The organism is Kiloniella sp. (genome assembly GCF_048270245.1).
GTDB lineage: Bacteria > Pseudomonadota > Alphaproteobacteria > Kiloniellales > Kiloniellaceae > Kiloniella.
The window spans coordinates 458,771-471,140 of the sequence record NZ_JBLWTH010000003.1; the positions used below are offsets into that span (position 1 = coordinate 458,771).

General features: G+C 44.0%; 15 protein-coding genes. 6 read left to right on the top strand and 9 right to left on the bottom strand.

The features are described from left to right. The first annotated feature begins 168 nt into the window (after positions 1–168). Entirely contained in the window at positions 169–600 is a 432-nt protein-coding gene (locus tag ACN0W5_RS09785) for an Lrp/AsnC family transcriptional regulator (RefSeq protein WP_417453949.1), read from the top strand. Between the two features lie 212 nt (positions 601–812). Here the strand turns inward: ACN0W5_RS09785 and ACN0W5_RS09790 are convergent, their stop codons facing one another. After that, on the bottom strand, positions 813–1,211 hold the full coding sequence (locus ACN0W5_RS09790; protein ID WP_417453950.1) for a DUF983 domain-containing protein: 399 nt from the start codon (positions 1,209–1,211) through the stop codon (positions 813–815). Positions 1,212–1,352: 141 nt separating this feature from the next. Next, on the bottom strand, positions 1,353–2,213 hold the full coding sequence (locus ACN0W5_RS09795) for a GNAT family N-acetyltransferase (protein WP_417453951.1): 861 nt from the start codon (positions 2,211–2,213) through the stop codon (positions 1,353–1,355). 109 nt (positions 2,214–2,322) lie between these two features. Between ACN0W5_RS09795 and ACN0W5_RS09800 the strand changes: the two genes are divergently transcribed. Beyond that, the gene (locus tag ACN0W5_RS09800; protein ID WP_417453952.1) at positions 2,323–2,817 is read left to right on the top strand and encodes a DinB family protein; all 495 of its coding nucleotides are present in this window, start codon (positions 2,323–2,325) and stop codon (positions 2,815–2,817) included. A gap of 17 nt (positions 2,818–2,834) precedes the next feature. Here the strand turns inward: ACN0W5_RS09800 and ACN0W5_RS09805 are convergent, their stop codons facing one another. The 4 genes from ACN0W5_RS09805 to ACN0W5_RS09820 all read right to left on the bottom strand — a co-directional run bounded on the left by ACN0W5_RS09805 (position 2,835) and on the right by ACN0W5_RS09820 (position 6,894). Beyond that, the gene (locus ACN0W5_RS09805; protein WP_417453953.1) at positions 2,835–3,995 is read right to left on the bottom strand and encodes a PA0069 family radical SAM protein; all 1,161 of its coding nucleotides are present in this window, start codon (positions 3,993–3,995) and stop codon (positions 2,835–2,837) included. A 188-nt stretch (positions 3,996–4,183) separates the two neighbouring features. After that, positions 4,184–5,164: a hypothetical protein gene (locus ACN0W5_RS09810; RefSeq protein WP_417453954.1), complete on the bottom strand. Its 981-nt coding sequence runs from the start codon at positions 5,162–5,164 to the stop codon at positions 4,184–4,186. Between the two features lie 42 nt (positions 5,165–5,206). Beyond that, a complete protein-coding gene (locus ACN0W5_RS09815) occupies positions 5,207–6,118 on the bottom strand; it encodes a DMT family transporter (RefSeq protein ID WP_417453955.1) in 912 nt (303 codons plus the stop codon). 188 nt (positions 6,119–6,306) lie between these two features. Beyond that, positions 6,307–6,894, bottom strand: coding sequence for a TetR/AcrR family transcriptional regulator (locus ACN0W5_RS09820; protein ID WP_417453956.1), 588 nt, complete (start codon positions 6,892–6,894; stop codon positions 6,307–6,309). Positions 6,895–7,156: 262 nt separating this feature from the next. On the opposite strand from ACN0W5_RS09820, the gene ACN0W5_RS09825 reads away from it, so the two are divergent. Then, positions 7,157–7,549, top strand: a complete 393-nt coding sequence (locus tag ACN0W5_RS09825; RefSeq protein WP_417453957.1) for a DM13 domain-containing protein — start codon at positions 7,157–7,159, stop codon at positions 7,547–7,549. A 136-nt stretch (positions 7,550–7,685) separates the two neighbouring features. On the opposite strand, the gene ACN0W5_RS09830 is transcribed toward ACN0W5_RS09825, so the two are convergent. Then, entirely contained in the window at positions 7,686–8,618 is a 933-nt protein-coding gene (locus tag ACN0W5_RS09830; RefSeq protein WP_417453958.1) for a threonine/serine dehydratase, read from the bottom strand. Between the two features lie 244 nt (positions 8,619–8,862). Between ACN0W5_RS09830 and ACN0W5_RS09835 the strand changes: the two genes are divergently transcribed. Then, positions 8,863–9,309: an Lrp/AsnC family transcriptional regulator gene (locus ACN0W5_RS09835; RefSeq protein WP_417453959.1), complete on the top strand. Its 447-nt coding sequence runs from the start codon at positions 8,863–8,865 to the stop codon at positions 9,307–9,309. A gap of 67 nt (positions 9,310–9,376) precedes the next feature. Then, complete coding sequence (locus ACN0W5_RS09840) at positions 9,377–9,997, top strand: LysE family translocator (RefSeq protein WP_417453960.1); 621 nt, start codon at positions 9,377–9,379, stop codon at positions 9,995–9,997. 79 nt (positions 9,998–10,076) lie between these two features. Here the strand turns inward: ACN0W5_RS09840 and ACN0W5_RS09845 are convergent, their stop codons facing one another. Next, complete coding sequence (locus ACN0W5_RS09845) at positions 10,077–10,880, bottom strand: substrate-binding periplasmic protein (RefSeq protein ID WP_417453961.1); 804 nt, start codon at positions 10,878–10,880, stop codon at positions 10,077–10,079. A 135-nt stretch (positions 10,881–11,015) separates the two neighbouring features. Between ACN0W5_RS09845 and ACN0W5_RS09850 the strand changes: the two genes are divergently transcribed. Beyond that, positions 11,016–11,483: a thiol-disulfide oxidoreductase DCC family protein gene (locus ACN0W5_RS09850; RefSeq protein WP_417453962.1), complete on the top strand. Its 468-nt coding sequence runs from the start codon at positions 11,016–11,018 to the stop codon at positions 11,481–11,483. Positions 11,484–11,524: 41 nt separating this feature from the next. Here ACN0W5_RS09850 and ACN0W5_RS09855 read toward each other — a convergent pair whose 3' ends face one another. Beyond that, entirely contained in the window at positions 11,525–12,370 is an 846-nt protein-coding gene (locus ACN0W5_RS09855; RefSeq protein ID WP_417453963.1) for an alpha/beta hydrolase, read from the bottom strand.

Below are 12,370 nucleotides of genomic sequence, written 5' to 3' on the forward strand. Positions count from 1 at the left end.
TATGCACCTTGTACTACGTATGGTTTTTGCAGTTAATTAATTGAAAGCAGTATAAAAAAAATAAACGCCCACATCTTTCGCCATTATGCGCGTTTGATTGTTTTTATGGCAGGTGCCTGATATTCTCTGCCTCTTATTTCCAACAAATAAAAAGATGTTGACGTTTCGATGCGAGACTTAGATGAAATTGATCGCCAGATCCTACAGGTACTGCGCCATAACGCGCGCGAAACGATCAAGGGAATTGCAACACAGACCAACATCGCCAGATCTACGGTACGTCACCGCCTACAACGACTTGAAGACGACCAGATTATTACAGGTTACAGAGTAGAACTTAAAAACGCTACAACTCGTGGCTTTGGTGCGTTTCTGTTTTTGAACCTGACACACACGCCTGCAAAAGACTTGATCTCAGAAATATCAAGTTTTCCAGAAGTCATCCGATGCTATTCGTTGGCAGGAGAACCCGACCTTTTGGTAGAGGTCAGGGCGGAAACACCCGAGGTTCTCAATGATGTACGCAACAAACTTTCTGCAAATCCGGTAGTGAGCGAACTTAAAACATCACTGATTCTTAATCGGGAACTGGAAACTTAAAACAAAAATCAGCTATAGCAGGGAACAGACATATGTTTCTCAACAGACCAGATCTGCCTGCTCGTCCTCAGCATACCCGGTACCAGAAGAGCCCAAAATTACGATCGAAAAATTACGTGGCTAAAAGTACAGGGCTAAAAGTTACGGGGCTAAAAGTTATAAGCCCCGCAATTGAGAACTGAAAATCAGAGACGAAACATCACTGATCAGGCTTATTTTTCATCGCCCTCGACAACCAATCGTCCCTCTTCTGCCTTGAAAAAGAACTGGCTTGCAATCAACCATCCCTTCAAAGGTCGAAGAGGAAGAATACAGGTTAACAAGAGCAAAGGCAGTGTTGTTAGAAAATGTGCCCAAACAGGAGGCTCAAACTTGACTTCGAACCAGAGTGCAAAAATGACAACAGGAATACAGAACAGCATTTGAATGAAAAAAGCAGGACCATCAGCAGGATCGGCAAAGGAATAGTCAAGACTACACACCTTGCACCCTTTGGCAACGGTCAAAAACCCATCAAAGATTTTTCCTTCGCCACATCTAGGGCATTTCCCGCGGGTACCCGTTTTCATCGAAGACAGTTTTGGGTAAATTTTCTCTGCTGTATCGTGCATGTTAAATTCCACATTGTTTTTTTTCGGCAACATCAAAAAAGCGAACCGATTTGTTGTGGGATTATAGATAGTATTAAATCACGCTTTATACGATAGTAAAGTAACGCTTCACAACGTCGCAGCACTATCGCTTATACGTTTCTATCCTAATTCGAACGAGGTGATACCGTAAATATTATCTAACGGTAAATTTACACTCCCGCCTTTATACATTCGTGCTGTTTCAAAGCTTTGCACAAGCCCATAGCGTTCTGCCAGCAACACCCCCTCTGTATTATTCTCTGGCACATCTAGGATAATGGTACTGTCGTCAATCTCGGCACAAAGTCTATTAAAAATATCATTCGCCACGACGGGATTTTTTGCAAACAAAGGCCCCGTTTTATAGCCGTCAAAGTAGGGACGGATAAGACCATAGCCTTTGACTTCAGCGCCATCAATCGCCGCAAAGCCCAAATGCCCCTCTTCACCAAGCCAAGCTTTGAGAAATCTTTTTCTTTCGTCAAAAAAATGTTCCCGGTCAAACGCAACTATCTGATCAAAAGAAAAGGACTTCACATCGACAAGGCCTACTGCCTTATTCTCTTGCGCCTTTGCTGTACCTTCAAAGCGAATATTTCTGTGTGAAAATTGAAAGCCCGATTTAATATAATTATCCTGTTGGTCGACAACGCCATCCAAACCGATAAGACGGCCTTTCAAGCGATCTAATGCATGATCCCAAATGGCGAGACCAAAGCCCTTACCGCGCCACGGCTCCCTAACAATATAAAATCCGACAAAGCCGTACTCTTCCCCATATTTAACGGCCGAAATACAAGCAATCGGCTCGCCGTTTAAAAGCCCTATAAAGAAACCACTTTTATCCGCCTGATAAAAACACTGGATATCTCTTAGGCCAGGATTCCAACCTTCGCCAGCTGCCAAGTCGCATAAAAATTGAATCTCCTCTTCTTCAGCAAGGCGAATTTCAAAATGATCCTTCGTTATACTTCCAGTCACAAAAAAAACCTTTTAGATTAATAAATTACGTAAATATAATATTGAAAAACATGCAATTTAACCACACATTATATAACTGAAAATTATGTCAAAAATTGGAACCCCCGATATGACGCCGAACGAACTCATACAACTCGCAGAATATAACAAGTGGGCGAATCAAACCCTTTATAAAAGCTGTGCTAACCTGCCCGAAGCTGACTACAAAGCTGAACGCCCCAGCTTCTTTGGATCAATCCACAATACTCTCAACCACATCCTTGTTGGCGACAAAATTTGGTTTGGTCGTTTCGAAGGTGCCCCAGAAAAATTGTCTCTATCTGATATCCTGTATCAAGACTTTTCCAGCTTACAAACAGCGCGTGAGAGCGAAGACGCACGCATCCTGAAATATGCACAAAGTATATCTCAAGACACTTTGGATAATGATCTTAGCTACAAAAATGTTGCCGGAGATAATCATTGTGATCCCATGAGCGCCCTTCTTCGACACGCCTTTAACCATCAAACGCATCATCGTGGTCAAGTACATTGCCTGTTAAGTCAAACCGATGTTCCACCTCCTTCTCTAGATATTATGTATTATTTGCGGGCTCAGGATTAGAATTCATCTGGAAAATGTCAGCCAAATAAATCCATCTGGTTCGCTAACACAGCCTTCTTATCAGGACTTGATCTGCAAAAATCAGGCGGAATGCAAAATTGGCTGATATCCAAATGCCGTAGTGATCTTTTATTTAGTCCATAGCGCTTTCGGGCCAAAGAGAAGCGATCGGCAATGAGTTGCGCAAAAACACCTTCTCCACGCATACGCTTGCCCCAACGTGAATCATACTCACGACCGCCCCGCATCGATTTCAATATTCCCATGATACGATTAGCCCGATCCGGGTAATGCAAGCGTAACCATTCAAGCCATAAATCTTTGATCTCACCCGGCAGCCTTAACAGCACATAACTACAGGAAACTGCGCCCGCCCGCGCGGCCAAACCCAGAACACGTTCTATTTCATGATCATTCAACGCTGGAATAATTGGCGCCATGAGCACCGACACAGGCACACCAAGCTCCGTAAGCTGCCGAACGGCATCCAGTCGTTTAGATGGCGTGCTCGCTCTGGGTTCCATCGCCCGCGCCAACTTCCGGTCCAAAGTTGTTACAGATATAGCTACAGATACTAAATTCTTCTGCGCCATACGCTGCAAGATATCTGCATCGCGCATCACCAGATATCCTTTGGTGATAATACCCACAGGCTGGTTAAAAGCTTCGCAGACCTCTAGGGCCTGTCGGGTGATCTTTTGTTCCCTCTCTATGGGCTGATAAGGATCAGTATTCGCACCAAACGCTATGACCTTACATTCATATGTTTTTTTTGACAGCTCTTTGCCCAGTAATTCTGCAGCATCATCCTTTACATAGATCAAACGCTCAAAATCCACCCCCGGCGAATGCCCAAGATAGGCGTGCGTTGGTCTGGCAAAACAATAAATACAGCCATGCTCGCACCCCTTGTAAGGGTTGAAGGATAATTCAAAGGGGATATCCGGCGAACTATTCTTTGATATTACCGAACGACTTGGGTCTTTCGAGATATCGGTTTGTAGCCTCGTCCCCTCGTCCAAGCTGCCCCAACCATCGTCAGTTCTTTCCCGTTCATGCGTTTCAAAGCGTCCGACACGGTTTGTTATTGCTCCCCGCCCCCGAAGCGCATCGGGATGAAGGTGCCCCTTTTCAAGCTTGTTCTGTTTATCCGGTATTTGCTCTGTCTTTTGATCCATAAACAAGAAATACATCATTAAGAACAAAAAGAGAACAAAATCATTTACCTAATAACAAAAGCATCAAATAATTGTTATAAATTAGATAATTAAAGAAAAATATATAATGAATGAGAGTTTTGAATTTTCAGCGAATCGCATTCACTTTAACCAATAACGTCTAGACAATCACCTTGCCTGTTCGGCTATTATTTTCTTTTCAACAAATACCCGTAAAACAGACCACCTAAGAGAGGCGTTAAATATATAGGCACCTGATACAGCGCCAGAAAGGGAAGTATTTCCTGTAGGAAAGCAATCGGAATAACAGCAGCAACAAGACCTAGGTTTCTGTTCCCAGCAACCATGGAAAAGGATAAAATGCTTTCCGTTTGAATACTTCCGACAGAGCGAAACAAATGACCTATTCGCCGAATAAAAAGTCCAATGATTGAAAAAAAGAATTGGGACCCAAAGTTTGCGATGGTCACGACAATTAATAGCAAGACCATATACAAGGGATCATTTTCAATAATTTCGGATACCCCCGCCATCGCAGTTGCCACAAACAGCACCATAATAAGGGTACTTACCCCATCCAATTGGGGACTGTTTCTTTTAATGCGTTCTCGCCCCAATACTTTGCGGACAACAAACGCAAGTAAAAATGAACTTCCCACAGTGATCAGTAATTTTTGAAACAACGCCCACTGATCAAAAGTCATTTGATCCCCCAGCGTCATTCCAATAACCCATGGCGCTGTCAAAGGTATAATTGCAGTACCAGCCAAGGTGATATTAAACACCAATTCCCCATCAAGCTTTAGAAGGTATGCGAGATTTGGCGCAGACCCTAAAGGTGGGGCACACGCAGCCAATACCAACCCAATATGTATCGGAGCAGCAAGGGAGAAATAACCCGCTATCCAGTCAACACTTAAGGGAAATACCAACATCAAGCCGACAAGGAAAAGCACCAGAGAAACCGGATTTTTTAAATGACCAAGGACACGCGCCAAATCAACCCGGATCATGGCCAAAGTTATAAGACCAATGATAATAAAGCTCATATATGGCAGAAGCATTTTGCTAACAGAAGCAGGTAGATAGGCACAAAGTGGTAGGCTAAGCGTCAAAATAATCGAAGCTCTGTTCCCAATACTCGCAAGCAGTACGGATAGTGCCCCCATAACCCTTTTACCTTACCTCATAAACGTCTGATAATGAACCTGCTATTGAGAAGAAACCACCACCGGTTTTCGTTTTTTTCGAACAGACAGCCAGACCCCAAAGCCGATCAAAATGGCCCCGACAGCATGATATACTTCAGGCGTTTCCCCAAGTAAAAGGATGGCCAGAGATGCCGCAAAAACGGGCAACAGATGGATAAACTGCCCCGCTAAACTGGCCCCAACGTGCTTAACCCCTTCGTTCCAGCAGATGAAGGCAACAATTGAAACAGGCACACCCGCATAGAACACAGCCAATAAATTATTCCGTGTCATTTCCAGCGGGGCCGCTTTTATCCAACCGGGCAAATAAAGTGTCGCTAGGGCAACTTCGCCAATAAGCACACTCAACAGTATAAAAGAAAAAGGCGATGCCCCAGCAGGTTTCCACCTAAGCAAAAGTGAGTATAGCGACCAACTCAACACAGCCCCCAGAACAAACAAATCACCGCTGTTCAGAGTCAGGTTCATAAGGTTTTCCGGATGTCCCCGGACAAGGAGGGTTAGAACACCACAAAAAGAAATAACAATGCCGACAACCTGTATTGAACGAATTCTGTCGCCAAAAACCACAAATGACAGGCCTATAATAATAACCGGGATCATAGAGTTAAAAAGCGCCGCATTGGTTGCCGGGGTTGTCTGTAACCCGAAATAAAGAAGCGTGTTAAAGCTCGCGACGCTCAACAATCCCAAAATAATCATCTTACCAATAACAGGTCGGTATAGATGCCAGTCTTTCTTTAGTGAAAAAATTGTAAAAGGAAAAAGACATGCAAGTGCTAGCGTCCAACGCCAGAAAGAAAGCGTCAGAGGTGCTATTTCTGTTGAAATGGCACGACCAACAATAAAGTTCCCGGCCCAAAGTAATTGCGCCGTTATCAAGAACAAAACTGCCCAGCGTTGAGAAGACATGCCAACCTCATTTTCAGGCGATATTAGGATTTATCTTCATCAGCTTTGTGGATGCCGTGAAGACAAAGCGAAGCTAAGGCATAGGATCTGGTTCAGCAAGACTTGAATCAAATGAAACAATAATTAGATCTGACAGGCTATAAATTACCAAGAAACAATCTCATCGCTCGCATCGTTTTCCCAGATTATTACAAACCAAATTCTGTCAGAGTTCTTTCGCTCGTTTTTCGTATATCTGACGATAAGTATCCCGTTTTCGCCATTATACGAAGGCCGTTATAAGCAACGTTCAAGCTCATTGCCCTTGTTTCTAAAACCTCTTCATCTTGCCCCTCAGGATCTTCAAGATCCTTCAAGGCACAATAAAATCCCTGCACCATTTTTCCCATCATATACTGACAAGCTTTCCTTACATCCGGATCATGAGGGGCCTGATCAACTGCCGTATTACAAAGAAAACATCCCCGCCGATCGTTATCATCTTCGACGGCAAGAATAATCGTCTCAAACAGCATTCGAATTCGCTGTCCTCCGTCTGATATTTCTTTTCCTCGAAGAAGTTGGACCGCAGGCTCAATACAGTTTTTTTCGTATTGCTTTAAGGCAGATAAATACAAATTTCTTTTGTCACCAAAAGCTTTATAAAGGCTGCCCCTGGCAATTTGCATTGCCTCAAGAAGATCGGAGATCCCCGTCCCCTCATAGCCCTTAGTCCAGAACACCTGCAGTGCATTATTCAATGCGACTTCGACATCAAACTCTCGTGGTCGTGCCATTTTTTGCGCTCCTAAATCTATAACGTGTTCCCAAACAGAATAGAGCGGGCTGATTTATTCAACTGCCAATCCAGCAGTAACGAAATCATCACGCCTTTGTGTTTTTGACTGATCAGTCCCCAACACTATATTAGTCAGGAAGCAGGATCAATACCCCAAAGGGGAGCAAATATTCTTAAACAGTCTATAGCTAGATCAGCTCAAACAATTGAACGACGCCTTCCGGAATCGTTCAGCTATTTCTTAATTGTGGAGACAAAAAGTGAACCGTATATTCAGATTTCTTGCGATAACATTCTTGGCAGCGACAACCTTCTCTATCACATCGGCACATGCAGGTGGCATCGTATCAAAAGGAACGTTTGAAGGCAGAAGCGACCATATCACCACTGGTAATGTAGAAATTAAAAAAGCAAGCGATGGCAGTTACATCGTTATTCTAGCTGATAATTTTTCTCTTGACGGTGCCCCGGATCCAAAACTTGCCTTTGGTAAAGATGGTGTCGATAAAAGCACTATCTTTTCGCCCCTCAAAAGCAAAACGGGTAAACAGGAATACAGCCTTCCAGCAAGCATCAACCCAGCGAACTTCAACGAAATCTACGTCTGGTGTGAAAAATTTGATGTTCCTTTGGGTGTCGCCAACCTGAAATAACTCTCCAAATATCTAAGAGAAAACTTTCTCCCAAGAACAGGTTGTCACTCCCCCCGAGGCAACCTGTTCAACAAACGGCTAATCATTTTCATGGTTAGCCGTTTCCTGTCTTATCAGGGGTAAACGATCAGGTGAATTAAAAAGAAGTTAGCGAAGCGTTGCCACCACAAACCAGAACACCAACCTTCTCATTTTTCTCTGGAACATAGGCACCAGACAACAACCCGGCCAACGCCGTCGCGCCACCTGGTTCAGCAATCTGGCGGTAACTGTTCCAGAGGCAATCCTGAGCAACTTTCACATCTGCATCATCGACAAGAACAGACTGATGAACGAAATTCTTACTGGCCTCGAAACCAAAATCGCCAATCGTACTTGCCCCCAAGGCATCAGCGGCCAGACCGGAAACAGAAACCCCAACCGGATGACCAGCATCCAAGGCAGTATGTAATGTGCCAGTTCCTTTGGTCTCGACAGCAATAATTTTGATTCTGCCACGATACCACGACGCCACACCACCAATTAAGCCGCCGCCGCCAACCGCGACCAACAAACTATCTATCTCTGGTGCCTGTTCTTCGAACTCAAGACCAACAGTTCCCTGCCCCGCAACAATCTCATACTGGTCATAAGCATGAAGTAATTTAGCACCTGTATCCTTTTGACGCTCAAGGCAAGCCGAAAAGGCTTCGGAGAAATTCTCCCCAACAACATTAATACATGCACCATACTGTTCCAGTTTTGCCAATTTTGCAGGGGAAACAATTTCGGGAACAAAAATCTCGGCCCTCACCCCCAGCTTACTAGCTGCATAAGCAACGGCAGCCCCGTGGTTTCCACCAGAAGCCGCAATAACCCCGGCCTCAGGAATCTCACCCGACAAAAGAGCATTAAACCCGCCTCTCGCCTTAAAAGATCCGGAATGCTGCATCTGCTCAAACTTTAAGGTTATAGGAACATCGTCAACAAGCTCGCCAGCAGGTGCTCTCAAAATGGGTGTACGACGAATGTGCTCTCGGATTGAGTCGTAAGCATTTAAAATTGTTGATTGCGTAATATGTCCGGTCACAGCTTCCACCGAGATAAATTAGAGAGATAAGGATTTCACCCAATAGAAGGTAAAATTACAACCTAAAACATTATGATTACTAACTTATTTTTCAAGCCCACAATAAAAAGAACTAGAGCCTGTCATACCGAACACACAGCACAGCAAAGCTGCACTCGCCACAAAATCGTATTTTTTCCACATAAATAAATATTTTTCAATTATTATTATTGACTAAAAGAAATTTTACAGTATAAATTCCTGAATGAATGAAACAGACCGGAAAATTTTGTCTCTTCTGCAAGACAACAATAAAACCTCGATGACAACTTTGGCAGAGCATACAGGCCTGAGCGTCTCTGCCGTTAACGATCGAGTGCGGAAATTACAATCCAACGGCACGATCATAGAAAATTGCGCCATTGTCGATCCTGAAGCACTGGGATTAGGCCTTTTGGCCTTCCTTTTCATTGACCTTCACCAGAACACAGATGAAGAGGCCTTTATTCAACAAATGAAACGTTTTGCTGAAGTACAGGAACTGCATCATGTAACAGGCCAACATAATTATATGGCCAAGGTCCGAGTTAAAAACACAAAGGGATTGCAAAGCTTCTTGTCTCAGAAACTAAAACGACAGCAAGGGGTTGCCCAAACAGAAACCCTTATCGTGCTGCAAAGCGAAAAAGAAACAACCGCCTTACCAACATAACGCCGATGTAAGTAGTGAACAAAAGATTGTTCTCATCGGCATTACAAACCGATGAAGAGATCAAACAATGTTAACACTTATCCTTAAGGGCCTTCTAATGGGCTTAGCAATCGCCGCCCCCGTCGGCCCTATGGCACTTCTTTGTTTAAAGCTAAGTCTGGAAAAAGGAATTAAATCCGGCATTGTCGCGGGGCTCGGTATTGCCATGGCCGACATGACTTATGGTCTTGTCGCACTACTCGGTTTTTCCGCCGTGATGACCGTTCTTCTCGATTACAACGAAACTATTCGCCTGATTGGCGGTATCGGACTTTTAGGGCTTGCAAGTCACACCCTCTTTCAAGCACAAAAATCAAAAAAGACAGCCACCCCGAAGCCTCACGCCCCACGAATAGCCTCAAAAGATCTGATCGTTACCTATACCACGGCCTATGGACTGACAATTACAAATCCAATGACCATTCTTGTCTTTCTGGCAATTTTTGCGGGGCTCGGGGATGAAATTTCACACGAAGGCAAATGGATTGTCGCTGCAGGTATTTTTATGGGCTCCCTTGGCTGGTGGATTATAATTGCCTGTATTGGTAACATTTTACGCGCACGGCTATCCCCAAACATAATCGCCACAATCAATATTATCTCGGGCATTATTATAGGCGGATTTGGCATCTATATACTTTCAACCTGAAAGCAACACCTCACCTAACCAGCCTTTTTTATCAAACCTTTTCCCAACTCCGACTTAGCAGGCAGGTTATTTGGCTTTCTTAATTTGAAGGCGTACTATCTGCGGGCCTATATCGCTCAAGAAGCTGTTGATATTTTTGGCTTACTGAAACCCTTGCCAACGCCAAATTAAAACTTTCGACAAAGCCAGAGGATACTGATTCCTTACTCAACATAAAATGTACCGGATCAGAATTTAGTATATGAGGCAAAGGCCGAATAAAATTTAATCGACGAGCCTCTATTGCGTGGTGATATCCAACATACAAATCAGCAATGACGATATCGACACGATCATTTAGTAACTGTTGAATACGAGCTTCGGTCTCAGCATTTAACCTCAACACCCCAGCATCCAAAGCCCTCTGTTTTTCCTTACCGTACTCGGGACCGTACCAACCGCCCAATCCGGCTGTAAGACTCAACCTTTTATCGACTGCCTTTTTTAGATCGTAATCTTTGTATTTTTCGTAGTCAGGTGATCGAACAAACATCGCCACAGTCTCATCCCGATAAGGATCAGAGAAATATGCATATACTGAGCGTTCTTCGGTAACGGATGCAGCAGGCATAATATCTATCACCCCACGTTCCAAAAGTATCTGCGCCCTCTTTGAAGGTGTCAAAACCAAGTTATATTTACAATCCAGTTCAGACATTATCGATTTCACAATATCAATATCCAGCCCTGTTGGGCCTTGGTTTACAGACATAAATTGATAGGGAATATAATTGTCAGAATAGGCAATTGAATATGTTTTCTCGCAAACTGCCGCCATGGCTATTGGCGACCAAAAGCTTACAAGCATACCTACAATAAAAACTGAACTTACACGAGATTTCATCGCCAACCTCTTTCATCTTGATCGGCCATACAGGCGGTTGAACCCTCTCACAAAAAAGTATACGACAAACGGGTGCCTGTTTAGCCTTCTTTTAAACCTGATTAGCACAGTTACACACCCAAACGGGAAAAGACAATGACAACCAATGCCTTACCTTTTAAAGACTATAGTTATCGTGATGATGCCCAGGTTTCAGATTTTAACGATGAAAATCCGATCATTGTTTTCGATGGTGAGTGCGCTCTGTGTTCTTCCTTTATTCAGTTTGTTATTAGGCACGATCAACAAGAGAAATTTCAATTCACGACAGGGCAGTCCAATTTAGGTCAGGCACTCTTTCTGCACTACGAATTAGATAACGTAAATTTTGAAACCAATCTTTTGATATCAAAGGGCAGAGCCTATGCCAAGATGTCAGCCTTTTCCCAAGCCACGTCCCTCCTGCCCTATCCAGCCAAGCTTCTCAGCCTAGCCAAACTCATCCCCTCACCGCTAGATAATTGGCTTTATGACGTAATCGCAAAAAACAGATACCGTTTGTTTGGAAAGGTCGACAGTTGCCTTTTGCCAGACAGTAAACTCAAAAAACGTCTGATTAAGTAATTCTAAAAAATAGCTACTTTTCTGTTCCAATAGGTTGTGCCTCAGCTTTTGAGCTGATGCATCGCCCATTGGAACAGGGCGCTTTCCTTCTGTGCCAGCTGGGCAACAACAGACAGGTGATGACAGTTCGCCGCGTTAATACGATCAAGCTGTTTGAACTTAGTCCCCCACACTTTTTCAAGGTCATCGGATTGCCGATGGAAACCACAGCTTTCGTCACCGCCAACGACGAGAAGAAAAGGACAGACATTGTGAGGTTCAACAAATAAAGGACTTAAAGATTTTGCCTCATCCATATCCAGTTCCAGTTTGGTATTAATGGATGTTGGAACCAGCTGTGTGAGGTCAAAAAGGCCGCTGATTGCGATAGCACTGTGTATTGGTTCTATATCAGAGGGCAGGCCGTAGATTGACCAGTCCGTGGCTAATAACATGCCAACCAAATGTCCCCCTGCCGAATGCCCACAGATCTGAATTTTACGCTGATCATAGCCATGTTCATCCGCATGATGCCAAAGCCAGGCAAAAGCCTGTCTGATTTCTTCGGTAAGTTCTCTCAATGTTACTGCCGGGCACAGGTCATAACCAAGCATGGCAACATTCACGCCCTCATCCAGAAAAGCATCGGCCAGAAAACTTGACTGGCTTTTATCCATTGCCTGCCAATAACCACCGTGAATAAAAACGTGCAACGGCGCATCTTTATTCTCACCCAAATAAAGATCCAGCTTTGCCCGCTCACCAGTCCCGTATGGAAGATCCAGCATTCCGGAAACAGTCTGACTGAATTCAACCGCACGACGATCCCATTCTGCAAAGATATTCATGTGGTCCGGTATCGCCGCACGGACGTTGTAATGTTTGTCTAACTCAGGATCTATCGTCAC